Here is a 23,611-nt window from a genome sequence, read left to right as displayed (position 1 = left end):
ATAACCTGTCAAGGGAAATGCACCTGAATCACTGAATATTTGGAGAAAAACAGTACGGCTTCCATCCTTTTATCGTCAAAAAAATCGCCCCCAAAGTGTGAACTACAACCTGGAAACGATTATTTTCATCTATCAATTCTCATTAATGCGGGTATACCATCTCAAACTCATCACCGCAAGGACCGCCACTCGGGTTAATTTCCAAGGAAACAGCTTCACCATTTGCTCGATACAATGGACGATAATGATTACTAATATGTGTCGCAGAAGCATTGGCATAGTGGCAAATGAACGCGCGGCGGAATCGGTCCTTGGTCTTATTACGATAAGAACCATGAATTAGGTTGCCATTGAAAAAGAGGACATCCCCGCGGTCCATGATGACCGGCATTGCCTTCTCGTCTTTCGGCGGTTTCACGTAGTGGGTCGTAAAGGATTCCTTCGAATCTGCGAGATCAGGACACGAGATTTCGAGGGCATTCGTTTTCGGTACAACGAGCAACCCCCCATTTTCCTCATCAGCCGCGTCGATCGCTGTCCAAGCAGCAATACAATTGCCCGGTTCTACCTGTAAATAAAAGTTGTCCTGATGAAGCGCCTGCCCACGGGAGCCTGGCGGCTTGTAATAAAACATACTTTGAGCGGCGAGCGCCTCTTCTTCATACAAATCTGCTAACACTTCTAGCACGGGCTGATGCAGCATGTAGCTTTTCGCAGTCTCATTAAACCGATGCGGGTGCATGACACGCGGGTAACGTTTCAATGGATCTACAACTTCCCCCGTCAAGTCAGGATCGAAATGACCTGGAATTGATTGCTGGCTAATCGCTTCAAAAGTTTCATCAATCGCAGCCAAATCCGCTTCTGAGAATAGGCCTTTCACGATTACGTAACCCTCGGTTTCAAAATGCTGTTTTTGTTCCTTCGTCAATTTAACTAGTGACTGTGTCATCCTTATTCCCTCCAATTGAATCTTTATTTCTGTGTCTTTAGCATATCGAAATAACCGGTCACTTAGAAGTACTAATCATGCTAATGATTCCTACAATCCTGCTATCAGTAAATATTTGTATAAATTCGTATCAAAATACTCGGATTTAATGTATAATGAGGATACTTTATTTCAATATGAATGGAGGATGTCCATGACGAACCCACTCTTGCATGACAATTACGATTGTGTAGATGAGGTCCCCTTGCATCGCGTGCGAGGCAATCAACTAGGTATACTGTTAAGTATTGTTACCAGTGTACTCGCCCAGCAGTTTTGGATTCTTGCCATTCCTTTGATCATTCAGCTAATTAGTCGTTCTTATGGTGTAAAATACAACCTTTTTGTCCGACTATTCGCTCCACTCTTTCCCGTCAGTACACGAACGGAAAGCCGCGAACTGCTTCGGTTCAACAATTTGCTAGCCATTCTCTTTCTGATCGTTACCCTTACAGCTTCACTTTTCAATCTCATGGCGCTGGCTTACATCACACTGAGTATGCTCACTATAGCTGTCGTGCTCGCGTTAAGCGGCTTTTGCTTTGGATGCTTCATCTATTTTCAGTGGAAGCAATATTTGGCGCGAAGATCTGCTTAAGTCACAGTCACGACGCGGCTGAAGACTCTCTCATCAACAGAAAGGAGTTAAGAGCGTGTGCTCTTAACTCCTTTTTGAGCGAATATACGGGCTCACTTCTTCGGAGTTGCTATATCTACATACACATTCCCCTCAATGATGAGAGGCTGATACCTTTCCAATCCAGGCAGCTCCATGCCCACAGACGCTCCTACGATATCGAATTCAGCTCCGTGACATGGGCACCAGAAAAAAAGATCCTTCTTTCGATTACGCTGCGCCTCTGTTGCCGGCTCCACCGAACAGCCCAGATGTGTGCAAGCTGATGAAAGAATGACAAGTGCGCCGTTTTCATCTTTGGTCACATAAACGAAGCCTTGTTTTTGCGTCTTCACCCAAGCATCCTCGATCGTAGCGGTATAATAAACTTTTTCGTATCCATTCATCGCACGCAGTTGTTCTACTTGGCCGACCTTTACGAAACTAGAGGGAATCTCCCGTATAGCCGGATCATCCATCTTTTTCCCATGAACCGCTCCGTAATAGAACAAGGCCGTATTCCCAATTAACAAACCGGACACGCCTAATACAACTTTACTTGATGTGCTCAGAAACACTTTTCTAGTGACCTTACGAGGCAATTGAACAGTCATACGATGGTCAACTCCTTCACATTGTATGATATCCGCGAATTGGATACCCTGCTGCCACTACATTGCGCCCACTCATTTTCCACCTAACCAATTATTTTACCTTATTTTAACATATTAACATGAATTTTGTTTGTCTCTGAAAACATAAAAAAGAAGCCAGATCATCGATCACGGCTTCTTTCTTCTTGCGTTCTATCCGAAAAGAGATAATAACTTATTGCAGGCAATACTTTATTCATTTTCAATTCCAATATGGATACATGATATTATTCGAACATTATCCGGTAAACAGGTTACTTCTTTTTTCAATTCTAACGCAGTAATTTTTAGTATGCCCAAAGTTTGATCCCGTTATACATGAGGCTGTCCTTACACCAACCATTTGGCATAGCAGTGTCTCAGCTTCCCATTGTACATGTGGCGTGTAAACTGAAGCGCAAATCCTTGCATTTCTAAATTGCGTTTGCTCACCACATTGTCTGGATGAACCGTTGAATATAAGTATCGGCAGCCCCTCTCCCGCGCACGCTCTTCCCGCAATTCGTGGAAGTAACGTTGCAATCCATAACCACGAACGGTTTCATGAACGATTGTTGCATCGAGAATCGCTACATAGGATAAATCTGATTCAGGAACTCCGAACTCCCTGCCCAGATTACTTTCACTCGAGCCAGGGAACGCCAGAGCGGAGTAGGCCACAAGGTTACCATTTTGAAAAGCGCCGTAGATTTCACCTTGTTCTTCAATCTGAGCGCTCAGGTACTGTTCATCATCCATCGCAAAAAGTTCTTGTGACGGGAGACGAGATACGACATCAACCATCAGCGCTCGAATAGCCGGAACATCCATGTGACCTAATCGGCGGATTTCCAAATCAGCAATATTTTGAACCAACATGACCAAAGCTCCTTCATTAATGAATTTCATTACTTACTAGGCATAAGTTTGCCTACTAGAAAAATTAGAAGGATCATCCCCATATATCCGAAGAGTGGGTATAAATACGTTAGAAGCGAAGTGAAACCAACCTGGCTAATGCCTAAACAGATCAGCAAAATAGCCAAAACAACCCAATTCCGTGGCCATGAACGTATGCGCCCAATATGACGGGTAATACCGAACACATTTCCAATTAATGTCGTTACGATTTCCCCGTATATAACCAGGATGAATAAGACATGGAAGAACCGTCCAAAGCCTCTTATAATTTCAGCCATCGGAATTTCAAAATTCAAGATCTCCGGCATCCGCGAATGTATCGCAAAATGGCTAATGAGCAGCATCAGACCAAGCCCAATGCCTCCCCATAAACCTCCCCATTTCAATATGCTCTCATCCTGCACCTCACTGCCTAATGGCACCAAGACCGCTTGGGCAAAAGCAAAATTTAAGGCGACGTACGTAAACGGACTCATAATCCATTTCAAATGGGCACTCGTTTGCAGTTCTTGCCATTTCACAGCTTCGCCGATTCCATCTATACCAACAACTCGGATGATCACAAGCACCATAAAAAACAGCATCAACGGCATCACAAGCGAATTAATGGCTAGAATCCCATGCATGTCTTTGCTCATGACCAAGTAGCACAGTAACATACTAATAATGACTCCAAATTGATAGGGCAGTCTCAGTTGCTCTTCAAAAATAGAGCCAGTACCCGACATCATCACAGCCGTCACACCGAATAGGATGATAAATGTCAAGGTATTCGCGACTTTTCCAAAGAAATTTCCAAACAAATAATCATTCAGTTCCTGGTAAGAAGACGCCTTAAGTCTGTGCGAGAGAACCATCATTTTCGTCCCAATCCAAATAAAAAAGGCCGTTGCAATCCCTATGCCAACTCCGCCATATGCTCCATAGATAGTGAAAAAATGCATTATAGACTGCCCTGAGGCAAATCCCGCCCCCACTACAGTCCCCATATATGTTGCGGCGATTTGTAATATCATACCCGTTTTCGACTTCATAGCTCCCCCATAGTCAAGCAGTATCTTACATCACCATTGTATGTAAGATAAGCTTGTATATGCCAGTTATGAGATAAACCAATTAGGGATACACTTCTCAAAATTATGATGATCATCCAACACAACATGAATTCTCCCTAACATAGACTGAAGCTGCTCGGGAACTACCTGCAAGGTCCAAGTAATTGTCGGAAAAATAATCATTGCTGTGTATAGCGCATATAATCGCCAGAATTCCCCCGGAACTGTGCCGTTAAAGTAACCTTGTATTTGTCCCCTACAGAACGGGATACTAATTTCGCGGCTAAAATAAGCAATTTTCAAAAAATCATGATAAGGGTCTCCCCAATCGTATCGGTTAAAATCAATGGCCCCCGCGTAGCTGCGATTATGGATGAGCAGATTGCTCGTATGAAAATCATCATGCTGGAAGCGGTTAGGGCGATTGCGCATGTACTTCGCATTAAGATTAATAAAAGAGATGATGGCTTCCTCTTCGGGCAGCTTAACACCGCATTTGCGATAACTCTCAAATTGACGCGTATGCTTGGAGAATCTGATGTCGTGCCAATCTTCGGAGTGAGGGGAAGGTATGTCATGCATGATACGCAGCTCTCGTCCTGCTTCTAAACCAACTTGGTATTGCTCGTCATCCGATAAGGAAGGTAGTATGTCAAATGCATCCTCGCCTTCCATATAACTCAGCAGCATATAGCAAATATCGAGCGATTCGATCACACCGAATTGTATTGGTTTCGAAGTTTTTACCCCTCGATTAAATACGTTCGTAACAACTTCGAATTCTGATTCCTTCTTTTTCATTTGCTCTAGAGGGGCCGTTCGCAAGACATAGTGGGGTGTTTCGCTATTTTCATATACAAAGTACTTACTATCGAAGGAGAATCCTTTCGTAATCCGTGTCATCTCTGTTACGTTGTGCAGGAGGGGGATATGCTTTTGGAGAATTGATAGGTTCATAGGAATGCTCCTTAGGATGAGAAAATTTCACAGACCATTATATTAACTTCTGTGCCGATACTGGAGCTGGCGCAGATTGCTAGTGTATCTAATCATACACAATTCGATTAAATGGAAAACATAAAGCTATTTTAAACCAATTCCCACGATAATTCGATTCAAGTGTAAAATATAATGTAGAAATTCCATCCATTTACTTGGAGCACACGTGATACCCATTCATACGATCTTCTTTTCATTCACAATTTCGCGTCACGCCACTCTGAATTACAACACTTGTGCAATCTCCCACACATGCCCGTCTGGATCGGCAAAACAAGCCGTTCTCCTCCCCCAAGGGCGCGTTATCGGTCCATTCAATAACTTAACGCCACACATTTCCAGTTCATCACATACTTGGTCAACGTCTGACACTTGGATCGTAAACTGAAACCGCGCGCCATCTCCTTTGCTACCAACCTGCTTCGGCTCAATCAATTCGTGTGCATTCGATTGTTTTAACAGATTAATGCTTGTATTGCCATAATTGAACACCGTGCAGTTTTCATCTTCATATATAATCGCAAGTTTGAATGTCTCTAAGTAAAATACCTTTGATCGATGCAAATCTTCTACAAACAATGTGATCTCAGTAATTTTGTTCGCCCAGCTAGCTGTCGTCATCTCATTCGACCCCTTTGCACTTATTTACACTCCTAGTTGGATCATACGAATTGCCCTTTCCATTGTCAATCCTTGCCCAAGCCCCTTTGCAGAGATTGCTATTCATGAAATTGAGAAACTAGGAGTACCAGCGCGGAATATCGTTGCATTACCTGTAGAGAACCTGAAATCTGAGACACATATCATTGACTCTATTCATCGGGTCGATGGCAGAAGTATTCTGGACGGAGCTATGATATGCGCAACTCTCTTTTCGGTTATAGGAACTATCTATGGATTCGTGTTATATTGGGGTCCCATAATTTGGGGATTGCTTGGCTTAATAGGTGGCTTCTTCCTGGGATTGGCAACTGCTTAAATTTCGCAAAGCAAGCGGATTCGTAATTATGCCTCAACGATTACTGTCTAATTCATAAACAGTCGCCTTATGCCACTTCTCTTTAAATTTCTTCTGTTCAATTCGTCTATTATATATAGCTGAAAGGTGCTTATTTTCTGTGAAAAAGGGGGTTGGCCTAATGATAATGTGAAGTACATCGTCAATGCCACATGGGGCAGTTAAGCGCAAATGATCCTCATTGTCTATAGACAACCCTAGGGCAGTTGCTGTCTCAGGGAATTTGGACATGGCATCCGTAGAACTAGAATAAGGAGGATTGTTATTGAGTACATGCATTCTTGCCTGGTTTTTTACGGACCAAGGTATGTTCGGGATGATTTGTTTCAACTGTTCTTCCAATCCTTTTTCAAGATCCTCACTTACATTTGATGCATCAAAATAGATAACATCTACATCCGAGAGTGGTGTTCGTTCTTTAAAGTCATGAAGAAAATCCCATATTTTTGAACGAACAAGTAGTCTGGATAAAAAAACTACCAACACTATGCGAATATCGCGATACTGTTGGCAGTCTTTATTTGCTGTTAGTCTACTTTCATGTAATACAGATTGGTTACATCCTCTTTTACAATGGTATGTTGTCCTGGTGCAAGTGATACACTGACAATGCCATTCGTCATAGCATAGCTTGTTCCATCGATTTTAACTTTCAATCCGTTTGCTGGATTAAACACTAATGTTAATGTTTTTGCTGTTGTTGTGGTAAACCCAACACTAGTTGAGCTCTCCATTTTTAAACATTGCGTTAGGGTTAACCCATTATAGACCACTGTCCCCTTACTAGTTGAAAGGTTTCCGACAATCGTGAAGAAGGGGCTAGTTTTGCCATCAGTAGTAAAATTATGAACAACAGAAGTACCTGGTGTAGTCGTTGGGGCTGGTGTAGTCGTTGGTGCCGGTGTAATTGTCGGTGTAGTCGTAGGTGTTACTGTCGGTGCTGGTGTCGACGTTGGCGGTGTTGAATTACCCCCTACGGATACAAGTTGAGAGGTGTAATTTAATATTTTTGACATAAGTGCTGAATTAAGATCAGATGATGTGTCATCAACTGCATCATTAAATGTCCACGTAAAGTCACCATTACCTAGGCGTCCAGCTTCTGCTGTAACAACTTGTTCAACCGTGCTTACGTTATCTATGTCAGCTACATTTACTCCCGTATCGATCGTAGTATCAAAGTTATTATAAGATGTTCCACCTACTAATGCTTTGTATGAACTTGGAACTGTCTCGCTTCTTGTCGAAGCTAAGTACGCATCAAATGAAGTTGCATTAGCTGGAGCCGATCCTGCGTTGGAATTTGCATAAACAAGTCCTCCAACAAGATCTACAATACTATTATTGTAAGCTTTAATCATACCACCATTCTCACCAGAGAATGTACCTACGGCCCCACCTGCAATATCAGTACCTTGCAAGGAGATCAACATTGGATTTTTAGAATGTCTGTAATAATTGGATTCTACGAAAGCCGAACCTCCTGTTGTCATACCAGATCCATATTTGGAGACGCCATCAAAGAAGTTATTATAAATATGAATAGTTCCTTTTCTAATACGTGGGTGACGTGAGTCAGAATGGTCAAACCAGTTATGGTGGAATGTGACAAAGAATTCAGATGATTCGCTCAGACCGATTAGAGCAGCTTTCCCGGAATCCCAGTAGTGATTATAAGATATCGTCGTATACGTTGATGCGCCTTTAAGGTCAGTTGAACCATCCCCTTTGGCCTGGTCAGCATCACCACCTGCTTTTCCATAAGTAATATCATTATTATGCACCCATATATTCACATTGCTTGTATCCATAGAAACAGCATCATCTTGGAATAACAGGATACCAAGGTTTCTTACTTCTACATTACCGACATTCCTAAGTAGAAATCCCCATCCATAAACAGTTGCATCGTTTCCGATACCTTCAATTGTCGTATTCATTCGTGTATAAGCTGAAGCACCTTTTACTTGAAGAAATCCACTGCTGTTAATGGATGAACCCATGTTAGCATCAGTCACTTTTCCAATAAATCTGATTGCAAGTGGTGACTGATCGTAGCCCTTTTGTCTTAGAGCCAGAATGGCACCTAAACCAACTCCTGTTTGTTTAGTACCTGAGCTACTAGTTATCACATCAAGAGTTACTGTTTGAGCAGTCGCGGATGTTATATAAATAACTTGCGCTCCATTCTGGAGTGTACCATCTTCATTATAAGCACCTGATCCTGTGCCGAATGTGGATTGATTGGCAAAAGCGAATCCAGACCTATCATGTGCCTTTACTGTAATCGTACTTGTAACCGCACTTTCTTTTGAACCACCTGACAGGACCGCTTCAACCTTCATAACATAATTTCCAGCTGCAAGCCCTACAGCATCAGCTCTCCATTTGGAAGGGTATTGTCGGATTAATTGCGTATCAATTTGTTTATATTGCGTATCTGCTGCACTTGCAGGTTTCACATATACATTGTAGCCCTGAGCATTGCTTACAGGTGTCCATTCTACAAAGGCCGTCTCATTCCAGCCTCCACTGCCCGTGATCGAAACACCGAGAGCATGTACAGCCTTGCTGGCCACTCCGCTTGCGATAATAGACAGCGCTAAAGCAAACAATAACACGTAACTCGTTACCTTCGTAACACTTTTGTTCAATGTAATTCCTCCCACGTATAATTATTGTATCGCATCAGAAACCGCTTACAAATTTACTCATCCCTCCTCACTTCATCCAAGCTCAGACTCAGCTTATCAGTATGGAAAGAGGTTCCGAAATAATCATTTGCTCATATTTTCCATTTTTCTGAGTTAATGATTATCACGGAGGAATATGATACTTCCTACAATTCTTCAAAATACTGGGATCACGCAAGATCAAAGCAAAAAAGCTGCCAACTTGGGTGGCAACTTAACGCTGCAAATCCATACAATTTTATTTTATAAACTTTCTTCTCAATGTCCGGGGAATTGCTATCCGTTTACCCACGGGATTTCCTCTTTTCAGGTTTTCAGGCAATCGTCTGCGGATTTGAATCGATCTTTGATTTACCTTGCCCCCGATCGATTGCAGCTCAATGATGTGGTTAAATACGAGCAACCCAACATCTAGGCGGCCAAACCCTACATTGGTGCAGGTAGGTGTACAGGCTATATTCCAGCACCAACTAAAAGCCCCCTCTGGTACAGAGGTGTAATAGTTTCCTCCCCAACTGTCCCCGTTCACGTCCTCGGCATAGTAATAGTACCTGCTGCCTCCAAATTCTGGTAACGAAGATAGGGCTGCCTAATGGCAGCCCTACAAAGTTGAACAAAAACAATTACAAGCCTATAACGATACGAATATTGACTTCTTCATGGAATGTTATAGTGAAGATGTTTTGCGGCGATGTCTCTTAGTTCCCCGCAAGCGCTGCGATATCCGTACCCGTCAATGCGTTGCCAAAAACATATACTTCGTCGATCTTGCCGTTAAAGGCATTCGAGAAATCCGGCCGTCTTCCTATAAACACATGGCTAGTGTTGTTGTATTGTGTCGACGGAATTGAGCTGAGGTTGGAGTTGCTTAATATGCCGTTGACGTAGAGCCTTAACGCGACGCCCGGCTCGTAAACGCCCGCCAGATGGACCCATTGGCCAACCGGCAGCGTACTTGCTGTCTCCACGGTTATGGAAGAATTTGAACCCGTTGCGATTTGAAAGACACCTTTGCCTCCTGATTTCACATTGAGGCTCCATGACCTGGAATTGGCGCCGTACTCCTTCGAGATGATTCTGCCATCGCCCGAGAAGCTGTCAACATAGATCCAGGCGGCAGCAGACACGGCACCGGTGAATTGCAGTGCAGTGGGAGTTCCCAGATCGATTTCATCATTCACGCCATCGAAATCCAGACTGTTTCCAATCTTGCCCGTTGTCCATACGGGGCCGTTGATCAAGGTTCCGTTCAAATGATTGCCCGAAGAATCCGATGCAACAGTTCCCGATGTCTCATCAAGATTCCAGTACCCTGCAATGGATATTGAAGATGCTACTGTGAACTGAATCGTGTACGTATTGCTTGTTGTTCCATCAGCAGAGGTGGTTTTCACTACCGCTGTCCCCGGTAAACTTGCTGGCAAAGAGTACGTGACCGTGGATGGCACTGCGCTGCCCGCATCCTGTGAAATCCCAGTAATCGTCGGTACCGCTGTACCTGCTGGTAAAGCCACGTTATAGGTGAAGGTGTCAGCACCAAAACCAACCACGGATTGGCCATTCACTTGAATATCACTTAGTTTCGATGGAACAACCACTCTATACTCCGCTTGGTTTACCCCATTAACCGAGCTATTTGCCGTGATCGTTGCACTACCCGCGTAAGCTCCAGTGACCTGTACAGAAGTTACATCACTAATGGTTGTAGAAGTTATAGGAGCAGCCGCACTGCTCGATTTCCAGTCTGCACTTAAATTAGATGTGTTCGGGAAAGCTTTGGTCGAATTGATTTGCACAGTCTGCCCAACGGGAACCGTAGTAACCGAATTATCTGCTTTAATCGTAATTGGCACTGAAAATCCATTCGCCAGCCTTATAAACAAAGTAGAATATTCCGCAGCTCTATTAAAAGACGCTTTCGTTCTATCGACTTGAATGGTAAAGGTTACCTGGCTATTGCTTGCAAAAGTCCCCGAAACAGGTGTAACCGTGTACCAGTCCTCTTCCGCATTGCGACGAATTGAATAATTACCTGAACTGGTCAAAGCACCTGTAGAGATTGTGAAGGTAGCCGTGTTATCCGTAGCAGGGATAGCAATCAAATATTTGTCCGATTGAAATGGAATAGGCCGTTTAGGGAACAGACTGCTTCCCCCCACTTCAAACGCACCGATATCCGGAGCACTGCCGGAGTAAGTCTCTGCGAAGTTTTTCACAACGGTTCCTTTATCAATGACATTCACTTCTCTTGCCGTATCGACACCGGAAGCAGTTGGTGTGAATACACCAGCACCAGGATTGGTCATCTTACCAATCTTGAACAACCCGTGTGCTTCTGCACCAGCGTTTGCTAAGATTTGACCTGCTCCATCTGCAGCCGTCGTGCGCCCCAGCGCATCGTAATCGAAATTCGTTCCTGGGTTGATTAATGGATTATCTTCAATATTATAGTAACTAGATGTACCGCTTGTGAAGTTCCTCATGACAACGATTAGGTTATTTTTAGTACCGCCGTACCAGCCCTTTGGTGTACTGCTGCCTACAATCGCTTTCGGAACGGCATAAATGGTATTATTGAAAAACCAAGTTTCGCCGTCATACGTCGTGCTGCTATTACCGCCTAACTTGATGACTGATCCAGTCCCCGTACGTCTGAAATCATTCATATTGTAAAGCACATTGTTGAACGCATAACTAGGTCCCACCATGTTAGGTGCAAAACTCAGCCCGGCATAGCTCATCTCGACACGGTTGTCGAACACTCTGATATTCGACTGCCCGCCGTCAAACTCAACACTGTCATCATTGGAGTAACCAAAAAAGTTGCCATAAATATCAGCATCTTTATAGAACCCGCCGCTTTCTTGGCTATTATAATAACCGCTGATGACATCATTAAACCGGTGATATTCGTCGGTTCCACTGAAGTCGTTATACCGAACTACGATGCCGCCTGCACTTCGAAGATACATCGCCTCAGGACCTTGCGGGTGAGAGTTACTGAACACTTGTCCATCGGAGGTGATTCCCGTCCAAGGATTCGCATAACCTCTCGGTTCGTGAACGTAGCTTCTTTCCACGACAATGTTCTTGGCATCTTCAATCCGGAAGCCGGCATCCCCTTCCAGCGTATTTCCTTGATCGTCGATAGGCGTTCCATAGCCAACATCACTCTTGTTAATAAAATCTAGCTGTTGCTGCGTATGCACGGTATCAACGGCTACCCGTCCCCAACCGGAGATGTCGGAATTGCTAATTCTGACATCATGATTGGTATTATTTAAATAAATACCATTTTTCTTACCGCCTTTGACAATAAAGCCTTCTAATATCGTATAAACCGAATTCGTCACAGCTACGGCATGATCCGTTGCAAACCCAGCATCAATCGTCAGTCCTGTGTCATTGACAACCTTAACCCAACCGTTATTCGTTCCGGTTATCCCATTGATGGTTAAACCACCACTCGTGTATAAACTGGATAACGAAATGGTCTGCGCAATCGTTGGAGTTGACGTCCATGTTCGAACCGTACCTGTCTCCGATTTGATCAACGTACTTCCAAAGTAGATGTCCGATTTCACATCGTAGGAGGTATCCTCATCAAGCCTGACAATACTACCAGAGAAAATCCCTTTATCGGGAATCGTAATTGGCTCCAAAGCTTCCTTCCATACCGTGTCCGCAGACTTCTTATAGTAAAGATGGCGAATTAAATCATCCCGTCCTCCAGCGATATAGACACTGATCGAACTAAATGACGGCGTCAGTGTTAAACCATATACCGGAACAGGCATCCCGGCCACAACACTAACCTGCGCTGATGCCGTGTAGACCGCATTGGTTGCACTAGGCGGTGTTACCGTCGTCGAAGTCGCAGTAATCGTTGCCGTCCCTGTATTCACAGCGGTTACCAATCCTGAATTGACATCCACGGTTGCTACGTTGGTATTGCTGCTGGTCCATTTAACCGCTTGAGGCGCGCCAGCCGGACTAACCGTTGCTACCAGCGTTTCAGTTCCTGCTTTCTCTATCGTCGTAGATGCCTTGTTCAAACTTACACCTGTAGCAGCTATTGGCGTCGAACCTGCGGTTTGAACGATGCTGATATCATCCACATAAGCAATCATGCTGCCGCTAGTTGCGCTAATTGAGAAGACATAAACGCGCATATACTCCGCGTTCGCAGGAACCGTAAAGCTTTTCTGAATTTGGGTGTAGCCAGACGTAACTGTGCCTGTTATACCACCGACATTCATATCATTACCGACTTGTGTTGCCCCTGTGGTACTAAAGTTATCCGGGTTGGCTTTGTTATCATAGAACCGAATCGTCATGCCTGCAGCGGATCCACCACTGACACAAGCGGCGTTACAAGTAGCTACGTTAATATAATAGGATGCATCGTAAGTCTGTCCGGGAATAACTGAAACTAATTGCTGAGCAGGCGTTTTCTGCGAACCTGAACCCGCCGAAATCTTCAAAGCATTATTCCCCGTGCGAGCATAGGTGGAGCCTGCTGGGCTGCCATTCGTAGCCTTTGCTCCAGTAGAGTCAATCTTCCACCCATCGAAAATCGTTATACCTGAACCTGTCGCGCTCTCAAATCCACCGTTGAGCAGCGTTCCGTTCCCATATGCTGAGGCCGGAGCAGCCATACCTAACGGGATAAATGCCAGCATCAAGCAAAATACTAATACTCTACACAAAAGATTTTTAAAAGAGTGAGTCATCAACACTTTCCTCCTTTGATTCGCTTCCTTGCAAGCCCTTTTTCAAACATCAGTCAGTGGATTCTGGATGCAATCTTCAATTGCAATCGCTTACAAATAGCTGAATATGATCCATCAAACCTTGTCATCTTTTTACCTACCTACTCATCCCTCCTTCCCTCTCCCGGGTGATCCACCTAGTCACTTCCTTACTAAGGGGCTCTGCCACGTGCTCAGTATGTGTTCGCAAGCAAATGACAGTCAACATTCATTTGTTCAGCAGCCGCTTTCCAGTACTTTTCGCAGGTCCATAGCGTACACATGCCGCTTTCCTTCATGAATAGAGTCGAACGATATGTGAGTCCCTGCCCGATTCCATCGAGGATGCAAATCGCAACGTATATCACCATCGATATCCGGCAACGAGTAATAGGAGCCGAGCGTCAAACCCCGTTTATTTTTCAAAGAGTACACGTACAAATGCCGATAACCATCCGCATCCGGATAACTGTCATAGAGCATGTACTGTCGATCTGGTGAGTAACTGCAGTGACCGTCTCTCAAGAAAAATGAGTTATCGATCATTTCGGCCTCATGCGTTAGATCTCTAAGCTCATATAACTGATCACCTGCATCACCGTTTTCCACTCCGCGTGAATGAAAAACAATCGTTTCGCTGTCACGCCAATGATAATGAGAGGCATACGAATAATCGGACAAGAGGAATAGACCAGATCCATCACGGTTGACCGTAAGGATAGCCGTTTCCCAGACTTCGCCAGGCTCTGGAAAATAACGAACAAGGAAAACGAGACGGGAGCCATCCGTATTGAAAGTAATATGGTTAATCAGCAACTTCTTGTCTTGACCCTGAAAGCGGGATTTCGTGAAGTCCCATATATGCTGAAGTGACAATACGAGTCGGGACTCGCCTGTGGACAAGTCGATTAGAAAAATCCCGTCAGCCGTCGAATGACGAGCCTCTTTATAAGGGTCCTCTCTCCCTTCGTACCCATAACCAGGCCGGAAATCGAACATACGGTCAAAACTAATACTTACCGCATACGTACCTGTGGGATCGACATTGGCCACCGGCAGTGCTAGTTGTCGGGAGGATCCTGTATGAATATTGTGCACAATTCCTCTGTATGTTTCGCCATCCCTTGTGTTGTAGATGATTTCCTCTTCTGGAAAAGCAGGGTGCCACTGCAGCATGCTCCCCTGCTGAAAATTCCAAGCAGTCGTTTCCGCCACGGGATGAAAAGAATGGTCCAGCATATCGATGAACCCTACAACGGCGTTGTCTGCCGCGTGCGGAAGTCGATCCATGAACTCGACTTTATGACATAGATGATATCGGTCACTTTGACTCCACGCAGGTGTATCGTAATAACCAAAAAAATAATGCCCATCTTCTTGTGTTACCCGTTCTGCCTTTGTTAGCTCGTTTTTGATAGAATGCATGCGATACTCTCCTCCTTTTTTATCCTGCTTTTCACTTGTCACTCTTTATCGTTTTGTCCCAATCTGCCCTGGCCAAGTATACATTCGATCTGCCGCCGAGGTCGGAAGAGAACACAATATGCTGGTCATCTCGGGTAAAAAGAGGATGCGGATGCGACATCTGGCTACGCCAAGAGGTACCATGTGCACAAAGAAGGCCGACTTCAATGGTATCCCCTTCGTATCTTAACAAGGACATATAGTTCCCTTTATCCTCCATCACTTCTCGAATCGGTGCACGATCACCGACACCCATGGTTTCCTGGTAGTTCATCTGAACATGGGAAGGCCGAGTGTATGGGTAATCATATCTTCTCTCGTTCGAGCCATCCACGTTGATGAAAATATCGCCATGACGCAGAAACTCATCTCCGATCGTCTCCCTAGATGAATATTGCGCGCCAATCCTGCCGCTGGCGGTAAAAAATTCATGTCCGATTCGTTCCAAATTGACCTTCTGATCCACAAGCGGATACACTTTGTCATGATCGATACGCGCCGTCCACATTCGCTGAACTTGAAGCCATGGACCTTCATGGCAAAACAAAATGATATTCGAGTCCACCGGACTTATATTCACATGGGAAATATATTGCCCTTCTCCCCATACCACGTAAGGAGTTGTTCTTTCGATGTCATAACGGATGACCACGCTCGTTGGTCTGCGGAAGTGCTTTTCCCTGTGTGTGGAATACGTACCACCTGTTTCCGTACAGAGTTCCATATGTTCCACATACGAGAAAGCTAGGAATTTTCCAGAGTTATCTATAGATAGATCACTGGCTTTGAAACCTAGTGGAATTTGCATTAGCTCCTCGATTTCCAAATTATCAAGACGAACCCGCATTAGTGTACGATCGGCAAAATAATAGACAATATGATGCCAGGCATCGAGTACCGAGCTGAAAGGAATAACCCCCTCACGATCGGTGATTTGCACCATTTGTCCATCCTTGAACCGTAATGTATACAATTGCATCGAACCTGTACGGTTAGAAGCCAGTAGGATGTAATTGTTTTCCGAATCAATCAATGTTTTGGTGAAATAGGGATGATACGTATCACCGGAATTGTCCGTGAGCTGTATCACCTCGACTCCCGTCAACTCGTCTTGCTTTCTGGTTATCGTTGAGTAATATACATCGCCTTTCATTTCCATCCACTCCTCATTAATTATTCTGCTGCCTATAAAATTGCTAACATCCTGTTCATCGCAGAGGCTTCAATTCCTGCAAGCAGGACGATGCCAATACCGTGAGGATCGTTCGTAACCACCTTAAGATCATATTTGTAATAATCAGGGGAAAAGGAATATTTGGATCCACAGCACACACCATGGACAGATCCATTTCCTTCAAAGGCATGGCTGATCAATGCACGCCACGCCTTGCGTACGGCATTCGCATAAGGGAGGGGCTTATCCAGCCAGCCAAAGCGCACACCTCTCGCAAAAGCATAAATAAACATCGATGTGCAGGACGTTTCCTCGAACGAACCCTCATCAGTCAATACTTGATGCCACAAGCCATTCTTCCCTTGGCGGGCCAGTAACCCTTCAGAGAAATCTTGGAAGAAGGCAAGCAGCGCACCTCTGTCCGGGTGGTCCTCCGGCATGATCTCCAGCAGCTCCGATAAAGAGAAGAGTACCCAGCCATTGCCGCGTCCCCAAGGTATCCCATTAGCCATATGACATTTGAAATCATAGACATGAGACATCAGCTTTTCCTCAGTGAGATACAAATATTTCTTGAAAAGGAGAAACTGTCTGGCCGCATCATCGAGCCATTTGCGTTCTCCTGTCAGCTTGTAATAACGACACAGGAATGGGGTGCTCATGTATAAGTCGTCCGCCCATAAGGTATTTTCCATGTAATAGCCTTTGGATTCCCGATAGAATGCACCGTCATTCTGCCGCTCTTGCGTGCCCGCCATATAATCGGCAATGATATGTGCCAGACTGACAAAACCGTCCTCTTGCGCCTCTTTATTCGCCTCCAACATCGCGCTGCCGATTGAACCGCAATCATCCAGCATCTTCATATCAACCAGCTTCGTGTTCATCGCAGGATATCCATACTGCTCACGGTCCCACAGCGCGTAGCTGTACATGGTCGTACATGTTCTCAAATGTTGAACTACGTATCGGACGATATCATGTCTCACGAGTTTTCTGCCCGTCTGGAGGAGACCATACAAAGTCACACCGATTGGATAGTTCCATCTTGCATAACGGGCATTCTGCAGGTATGGCCTGACCCAAATACCTGGCCTGTCTACCCGCCAATAGGTGTGGTTACCAGCTTGTATTTCGAACAAACTGCTCATCGTTTGCAACTGCTCCGGGCTAATACCTTCGGATCGCTCCAGCGGACCAACGTATAGCCAACATTCATCCGTACCTTTCACCGAATGCGGTTGACTGAACGAATACGCTTCATCGCAAGCGGACACTTCCAATGAGAACCCCCAGTCTCTCTCCCCGCAGGTCGACTCAATTAACCAATTGTGTGTTCCGTAGGCGAGATTGACCTCAACCTCAAATGACCCTTCCATCTCCGATAGAGCGACTAGCTCATCGTTAACCCAGATACGCAGCTGTCCGGATGACCATCCTTTCAGAGTGAATGGATTCCGACCGGGGAGGACAGACTCCCCTTTCGACCACGCATAGGCCACTTTACCCGGCTGCATCCCAAATATACGAGCGCAGTTCGACAGCGACGCTTGATCTGTCGTCCACGCCTGACAAGGATACCACTTGACTGGGGAGTCCAGTTCAGATCCTTTCACATCGGGAAAGTTCGTTTCACCTAACCATTCCTCGTCTTGCGGCTCCGAATACAGCCAGCCGCCACAGTCATATCTTTCATGAAACGGGTTCATGAAATCCAGAGGAGTAGAATGGCTGCGATTTGAGCCAAATACACAGCCAAAGCCAGAAGCTACTTTGCGGAAGACGAGTAGGAAAGCATTCCAGCCTTTATGCAATGGAACTTCAACAATCTTGCGTGTCTCTACGTTTACCTCTTCGGCTACACCTGATTTATAAAGCAGCTTGCCATTTAGCAGCAACTTGGTCGGACCATAACAATTGAGGGCTGTTTCGACAGTCCTGACATTGTCACTCCAAAGCATGCCAAGGGCGAAAGCATATTGACCGGAAGAAGCATCGGAATGTTTATCCCCCATATTAAAGTCGAATCTGCCATCGGACAGCTGAGGAATCGAAAGCCTGCTGAAGCACCGAAATACGAACGGATGCGGGGGATTGTTCGCTATATAGGCACCTGCAATTGTCTCCAGGATGGTGTCCGTGTCCTGGTCTGCCAGCATATAGGCCATGCTGGCTTCCACTTCGAAATAAAGTTTCATACTCTCTCCTCCTTTCGCCTTTAAATATAGGTTCCATGGTGAATATCAGTCTATAATCATTTGTTCAGATATGAGCATTGGTGCGCAAGACTGCGACGTCCGGCGGGCATGCTTCACTTGCGCAAACATGCCGCCTATGTTCCGTCCTACATTTACACAAAAACGCCCTTCTTACGGTTATTTCCCCGTTTGAAGGACGCTTGTTACTCACTTATTTCATTAGACTACCCGAAGTAGGAACCTCTTGCATCCGTTCACGGTACTGACCAGGTGTCTCCCCCTCAACCTTGCGGAAAGAACGGATGAAATTCGTTGAATTCGTATATTTCAACTTTTCGGAAATGTCGGAGATTTTCATATTCGTTTCTACGAGCATCTTCTTGGCTAACGTCAGTCGGTATTGTAACAAATAATCACCGAAATTGACGCCAGCCTCCTGGCGAAATACTTTGCTGACATAATGAGGATGGTACTCGATACGATCGGCACATAGCTCTAACGTTAGGTCTGAATCATATTCTTCGTGAATGATCTGGATGACAGCTTCCGAAATTTTGCGGAATTGATGGCTTCGTCTTTCCTCTAACAGTAACAATACTGGACCTACAACAACTTCCTTAAACCAAGCCTCGACCTCTTCCGTCGTTCTCAGCTTGAACAGACTTTCCACGATCGATTCATCATCTTTCATAAGCGTACGAATCGAAATTCCTTGATCCTGGAGCAGACTACCCAGTTCGGATAAGAACCTGATAAGGGAAAACTGGTAATCATGGAAGTGAAATGGCTGTACGACCAATTCCCGGACCATTTGATGCAGAAGAAGAGTTGCTTGTTCCAAGTCAGAGGCATTAATGGCCTGTCTGAGCTCATCCGAAATTTTGACGGGATACGAAGTCTCCGCGGGGGTATCTGCAAAAATATCACGTATCGATATAATCGTCTCGTGACCGAGCTTAACGCGGTATCTGAGGGCATCAATTGCTTCTTTATAAGCTTTTGGCACCTTCGTCCACGCCTCGAAGGCATAACTAAGTCCGACGCTAACCGATATATTTAAATACGTGCGAACCGCTCGTTGAATCTCCTCTGCCAATTGATATACATCTTCTTCCCAAGCCGGATCCGTTTGGTCAGTACCTAGAATGGTCAGCTGAGATTCGTGCAGAACGATGGGATTGAGCAGGGTATGTTGTGGAGCAAGCTCCCCCGCAATATTGTTTACAGCAAACAAAAGCAGATCCAGATCCTTCTCCTCATACCGGCTTCCTTCAAGCGTGTCGATTTCTATCGCCATCACATACATGCGCTGCCAACGCTGCGGGAATTGTAGAATCAACAACTTCTCCTTTATTTCCCTTGGTCCAACCTCGCCAAAAAAGAGCTTTTGCACAAAAAATTGATTCAACTGTACAACCTGCCCCTGGATTTGCCCAGACATTTCCTGTTGTCGGTTCAACAAGGATAGAAAACGTTTGCCGATTTGCTGCAGTTCGTCCTCGCGTTTGAGATGAGGGGTAGGTTGGTGGGTATCCTGTCCGATAACTGTGGCATAAAGCTTGCGTATTGGACTGTAGAATCGGTTCGATCCCATGACAGAGAATATAAGTACAAGAAGAATGATGATAAAGCAGATCCAGATGGTAAACCGCCCGATCGCTTTCGATTCTTGCGTGATCATATCGATTGAAACCGCAGACACATACATCCATCCAGTGAGACTGGAACGAATAAAGGTAACAGAATACTCCTGCTTGCCATAGTGAACATTGACTTTGCCCACCTCAGCATCCAACCGTTTCAATTCTTGGGCTAGCTCCGTTTCACCAAGAAAGGAACGCGTGAAACTTTCATCTTGATAGCCAAGCAGTTTCATCTCACTATCTAACATAAATACACTACCAAGAGGGCTTGTGTCTAACAGCAGCTTACGCAGGTGTGAGAAGGGGATATCTGCCGTGATTATCACATCAGGGTCTGGATCATAAGCTGGTTTTTTACTGATCATGCGAATCCCATTCTTATTTGATTCCCAAACTGTCTTTTGCGGAATTTCCAAAGTTGGATGGCTGTTATCTTGATTGAACGGATAAATCCCCTTATTTCCGATCTGCCATTTGCCGTGCATGTTGTAGAATTCAATATCACTAACACCGAGCTCAAACACCTGCAATTGCCGAATCGTCCCTGTTAATTGATCAAATTCGTTATAATATTTACCCTCCAGCGGCAAGGAAAGCACACTCTCCACAAATGGAGAATGAAGCATCGTTGTGGCGGATGCTTCTACCGTTTTCAAGTTCTGCTCGATGCGTGACTGGCTTAGCTTTAATATTTGTAAATTGCCTTCCTCCACATAATTTTGAATTGTACCGGATGTGCGAAAATATGAAAAAAATCCCAATGCCAGCAGAGGTACGACACCAAGGACAAACCCGTACAACACTAATTTATTTAGATATGTTAGACCTCGAGTTTTCATGAATATACCTCCGCTGCTGGATGTTTAATCTTTCAGTTCTAATTTTAGCATATAACAAATGATAGCCAGTCGATTCACCGAAAGTAAGCGGAAAAAGACGGAAGAAATCTCCCATCTTTTAAATAGCCGATTATTTACCGCCTTGCTTCTTGTAATCCTCTGTAAATTCCTTGATGATTTGATCGCCGCCTGCTTTGCTCCACTGTTCAAGGGATTTTTTGTAGCCAGCCTCGTCGATTTCACCCATGATGAATTTAATCTGAGCATCACGACTAATTTTATCTAGTTCTGGTCCTTTCTCGGTCTTGGTTTTGGAATCAAGTGGTGTTGTTACATCGTAAATGGCAATTTTGGCATTATCAGCTACCATCTTTTTCCCTTTTATGACGAGTGGGTCTGTTGATTTAATAGGTAACTCATTACTCGGATTTGCGACTCCAAAATTGAGATAGTTAGCATCCGATTTGCGGTCTTCAGCGCGGGGATTCACAGGCTCAACGAATCCATCTACAATCTTATAATCAATATCTTTAATACCTTTCCCCGTCAAAGTTAACATTTCGGGGGTCGACATTTTATCATAGAACGCTAGAATTTTTCTGAATTCCGCTTCCGATTTAATGCTGCTCTTGGAAAATAAAATGGCTCCATTATACCCTGAAGTAGCCGATACTTTCAGCCCTAGTGGTCCTGTCACACCTTGAATCAAATCAAATTCCGCCTTCGGATTTATCTTTACCGCTTCTTTCTGAATAACCGGAGCATCAGATTCGACCGCGATCATGATTCCCGCTTTCCCTTGCGCCATCATATCCCGGCGTTGCTGCGTATTGATGATAGGAAAGTCGGAATTCATTAATTTCTCGGCAAACAGCTTCTTGTAAAATTTGAGACCATCCAAATACTCTGGCGTCATGAAGTTGGGAACCACTTGCCCGTTCTGCACGCCATAATTCATCGGGGCTCCGTGGTAAACGGCAATGCTGCGAACCATGGCATTTAAACCGTCTTCCACCAATCCGACCGTATCTTTCTTACCGTTCCCATCGGGATCATTTTCCGTAAATGCTTTCGATATTTTATACAAATCATCTAACGTCTTTGGCATCGCTAATCCTAATTTATCCAGCCAATCCTTGCGAATCGTAATGACGTGGCGGGCAGCATCCCTGTGACGGGGAAGCATGTAGAATTTGCCATCAATCGCGATTCCTTTCAACACTTCTGGGTCCATTTGTTTGCTCAAATTCGGATAGTCCTTCAGATAAGGACCTACTTCCCAGAAAGCTCCTGACCGAGCTGCATTAATGATGTTGGCGGATTTGGTTTCATTCGTGAACATGACTTGCGGAAGCGTTCCAGAAGCCATTGTGGCGTTCAACTTCTCTTTATAAGCCGTTTCCGGTACCCAAGTGATATTCAATTTCGTATTCGTAAGTTTTTCTAGTTCTTTTTGCACATCACTTGTTTCCTTCGGTGCTACGCCTTGCAACGTACTCATTATTTCAATTGTCGTAGGCTGTGTGTCCTTCGATGTTCCCGTTTGCTGCGCAGACGTTGGCTGTTCAGATGTTTGCTTCTCCGCAGAACAAGCTGTCATCAGCAAACCAACCATACTAACTGCCACCACTGCTTTTACTCCCATATTTCTACGCATAGCCATGTGTTCAAGACCTCCATTTTATAATAGTTGAGAATGCTATGGTTAAATGGGTTCTAGTTATCATCAACCTTTGATAGAACCCATCATAACACCTTTCGCGAAATGCTTTTGTAAAAAAGGATAAACGCATAAGATTGGAAGCGTAGCCACCGTAATGACAGCCATTTTCACCGTTTCTGGCGGCAATTGGATATCCCCGTCTAGGTTCGCTGCATCGTCTAACCGGCCCTCGGATAACAAAACAAAGGAGCGCAGCAGCACTTGAATTGGCCATTTGTCCGTATCTCGGATGTACAGAATGGCAGACATGAACGTATTCCAATGACCAACTGCGTAGAATAGACCGAATGTTGCAAGCGCCGGCAGCGAGAGCGGAAGTATGATGCGTATAAGGATACTAAGATCATTGGCACCGTCGATTTTGGCTGATTCCTCAATGCCATCTGGCATCTGCTGGAAGAAGTTTTTGAGAATAATGAGATTAAAGGTACTAATTGCACTCGGAATAATGAGCGCCCACATGGAATCCAGCAGTCCCAAGGCTTTCACAATCAAGAACGTAGGAATCATGCCTCCGCTGAATAGGAGCGTGAAAATGACCATCATCATAATCGGTCTACGTCCAATCAAATCTCTTCTGGAAAGTGGATAAGCCATCAAGCAAGTCATGATTAGATTAACTATGGTTCCGCCGACTGTTATCAGAACGGTGACCAGAAGGCTATTCAGAATGCGGTCCGTGGAGAAAATAAAACGGTATGCATCCAGCGTGAAATGCGTTGGGAACAATACGAAATCTTTCGTAAGCTTTTCCGTTGGACTAGCGAATGATGAACTAACAATATGGACAAAGGGAAGCAGCGTACTCAGTGCAAATAAGATCAGAATTGTATAATTGATAACGTCAAACAGACGGGAACCCCAACTTCGATCGTGAATCATATGTCTCACCCC

General features: G+C 44.7%; 16 protein-coding genes. 1 reads left to right on the top strand and 15 read right to left on the bottom strand.

All coding sequences use genetic code 11. The annotated features are described in order from the left end of the window. Positions 1-142 precede the first annotated feature (142 nt). Entirely contained in the window at positions 143-952 is an 810-nt protein-coding gene (locus A8708_RS24435) for a phytanoyl-CoA dioxygenase family protein (protein ID WP_068667928.1), read from the bottom strand. A gap of 193 nt (positions 953-1,145) precedes the next feature. Here A8708_RS24435 and A8708_RS24430 point away from each other — a divergent pair, with 193 nt between their 5' ends. Beyond that, entirely contained in the window at positions 1,146-1,589 is a 444-nt protein-coding gene (locus A8708_RS24430) for a DUF4395 domain-containing protein (protein ID WP_068667927.1), read from the top strand. A 92-nt stretch (positions 1,590-1,681) separates the two neighbouring features. Here A8708_RS24430 and A8708_RS35005 read toward each other — a convergent pair whose 3' ends face one another. The 14 genes from A8708_RS35005 to A8708_RS24350 all read right to left on the bottom strand — a co-directional run bounded on the left by A8708_RS35005 (position 1,682) and on the right by A8708_RS24350 (position 23,599). Beyond that, the gene (locus A8708_RS35005) at positions 1,682-2,221 is read right to left on the bottom strand and encodes a Rieske (2Fe-2S) protein (RefSeq protein ID WP_082927769.1); all 540 of its coding nucleotides are present in this window, start codon (positions 2,219-2,221) and stop codon (positions 1,682-1,684) included. A gap of 369 nt (positions 2,222-2,590) precedes the next feature. Then, positions 2,591-3,118 (bottom strand): GNAT family N-acetyltransferase, encoded by a 528-nt coding sequence (locus A8708_RS24420; protein ID WP_239696835.1) that lies wholly within the window; start codon positions 3,116-3,118, stop codon positions 2,591-2,593. Positions 3,119-3,147: 29 nt separating this feature from the next. Then, positions 3,148-4,194 carry a YkvI family membrane protein gene (locus A8708_RS24415; RefSeq protein WP_068667926.1) on the bottom strand — a complete coding sequence of 349 codons (1,047 nt, stop codon included), beginning with the start codon at positions 4,192-4,194 and terminating at the stop codon, positions 3,148-3,150. Between the two features lie 66 nt (positions 4,195-4,260). Beyond that, a complete protein-coding gene (locus tag A8708_RS24410; protein ID WP_068667925.1) occupies positions 4,261-5,172 on the bottom strand; it encodes an aminoglycoside phosphotransferase family protein in 912 nt (303 codons plus the stop codon). Between the two features lie 267 nt (positions 5,173-5,439). Continuing rightward, positions 5,440-5,835 carry a VOC family protein gene (locus A8708_RS24405; RefSeq protein ID WP_068667924.1) on the bottom strand — a complete coding sequence of 132 codons (396 nt, stop codon included), beginning with the start codon at positions 5,833-5,835 and terminating at the stop codon, positions 5,440-5,442. Positions 5,836-6,226: 391 nt separating this feature from the next. Continuing rightward, positions 6,227-6,718 carry a nucleotidyltransferase family protein gene (locus A8708_RS24395; protein ID WP_068667922.1) on the bottom strand — a complete coding sequence of 164 codons (492 nt, stop codon included), beginning with the start codon at positions 6,716-6,718 and terminating at the stop codon, positions 6,227-6,229. 41 nt (positions 6,719-6,759) lie between these two features. Continuing rightward, positions 6,760-8,886 carry a pectate lyase family protein gene (locus A8708_RS24390; protein WP_068667921.1) on the bottom strand — a complete coding sequence of 709 codons (2,127 nt, stop codon included), beginning with the start codon at positions 8,884-8,886 and terminating at the stop codon, positions 6,760-6,762. 737 nt (positions 8,887-9,623) lie between these two features. Continuing rightward, positions 9,624-13,634, bottom strand: a complete 4,011-nt coding sequence (locus tag A8708_RS24380) for a LamG-like jellyroll fold domain-containing protein (protein ID WP_204787627.1) — start codon at positions 13,632-13,634, stop codon at positions 9,624-9,626. A gap of 279 nt (positions 13,635-13,913) precedes the next feature. Further along, entirely contained in the window at positions 13,914-15,101 is a 1,188-nt protein-coding gene (locus tag A8708_RS24375; protein WP_068667918.1) for a TolB-like translocation protein, read from the bottom strand. A 31-nt stretch (positions 15,102-15,132) separates the two neighbouring features. Then, positions 15,133-16,293, bottom strand: coding sequence for an oligogalacturonate lyase family protein (locus tag A8708_RS24370; protein WP_068667917.1), 1,161 nt, complete (start codon positions 16,291-16,293; stop codon positions 15,133-15,135). 32 nt (positions 16,294-16,325) lie between these two features. Then, on the bottom strand, positions 16,326-18,512 hold the full coding sequence (locus tag A8708_RS24365) for a glycoside hydrolase family 88/105 protein (protein ID WP_068667916.1): 2,187 nt from the start codon (positions 18,510-18,512) through the stop codon (positions 16,326-16,328). 211 nt (positions 18,513-18,723) lie between these two features. Beyond that, positions 18,724-20,994: a helix-turn-helix domain-containing protein gene (locus tag A8708_RS24360; RefSeq protein WP_068667915.1), complete on the bottom strand. Its 2,271-nt coding sequence runs from the start codon at positions 20,992-20,994 to the stop codon at positions 18,724-18,726. A 130-nt stretch (positions 20,995-21,124) separates the two neighbouring features. Further along, a complete protein-coding gene (locus tag A8708_RS24355) occupies positions 21,125-22,657 on the bottom strand; it encodes an extracellular solute-binding protein (RefSeq protein ID WP_068667914.1) in 1,533 nt (510 codons plus the stop codon). Positions 22,658-22,720: 63 nt separating this feature from the next. Next, complete coding sequence (locus A8708_RS24350) at positions 22,721-23,599, bottom strand: carbohydrate ABC transporter permease (protein ID WP_068667913.1); 879 nt, start codon at positions 23,597-23,599, stop codon at positions 22,721-22,723. Positions 23,600-23,611 lie beyond the last annotated feature (12 nt).

It is taken from the genome of Paenibacillus oryzisoli (assembly GCF_001653565.1).
GTDB lineage: Bacteria > Bacillota > Bacilli > Paenibacillales > NBRC-103111 > Paenibacillus_E > Paenibacillus_E oryzisoli.
The sequence above is the reverse complement of the archived record's forward strand: the minus strand, read 5'-3'. Positions and strand labels throughout refer to the sequence as shown.

Bases quoted from the DNA above. Each gene is read 5' to 3' on its own strand.
- A8708_RS24410 (WP_068667925.1), bottom strand. From the start codon at position 5,172: ATGAACCTATCAATTCTCCAAAAGCATATCCCCCTCCTGCACAACGTA.
- A8708_RS24350 (WP_068667913.1), bottom strand. From the start codon at position 23,599: ATGATTCACGATCGAAGTTGGGGTTCCCGTCTGTTTGACGTTATCAAT.
- A8708_RS24435 (WP_068667928.1), bottom strand. From the start codon at position 952: ATGACACAGTCACTAGTTAAATTGACGAAGGAACAAAAACAGCATTTT.
- A8708_RS35005 (WP_082927769.1), bottom strand. From the start codon at position 2,221: ATGACTGTTCAATTGCCTCGTAAGGTCACTAGAAAAGTGTTTCTGAGC.
- A8708_RS24365 (WP_068667916.1), bottom strand. From the start codon at position 18,512: ATGAAACTTTATTTCGAAGTGGAAGCCAGCATGGCCTATATGCTGGCA.
- A8708_RS24375 (WP_068667918.1), bottom strand. From the start codon at position 15,101: ATGCATTCTATCAAAAACGAGCTAACAAAGGCAGAACGGGTAACACAA.
- A8708_RS24370 (WP_068667917.1), bottom strand. From the start codon at position 16,293: ATGAAAGGCGATGTATATTACTCAACGATAACCAGAAAGCAAGACGAG.
- A8708_RS24420 (WP_239696835.1), bottom strand. From the start codon at position 3,118: ATGTTGGTTCAAAATATTGCTGATTTGGAAATCCGCCGATTAGGTCAC.
- A8708_RS24405 (WP_068667924.1), bottom strand. From the start codon at position 5,835: ATGACGACAGCTAGCTGGGCGAACAAAATTACTGAGATCACATTGTTT.
- A8708_RS24360 (WP_068667915.1), bottom strand. From the start codon at position 20,994: ATGAAAACTCGAGGTCTAACATATCTAAATAAATTAGTGTTGTACGGG.
- A8708_RS24355 (WP_068667914.1), bottom strand. From the start codon at position 22,657: ATGGCTATGCGTAGAAATATGGGAGTAAAAGCAGTGGTGGCAGTTAGT.
- A8708_RS24430 (WP_068667927.1), top strand. From the start codon at position 1,146: ATGACGAACCCACTCTTGCATGACAATTACGATTGTGTAGATGAGGTC.
- A8708_RS24415 (WP_068667926.1), bottom strand. From the start codon at position 4,194: ATGAAGTCGAAAACGGGTATGATATTACAAATCGCCGCAACATATATG.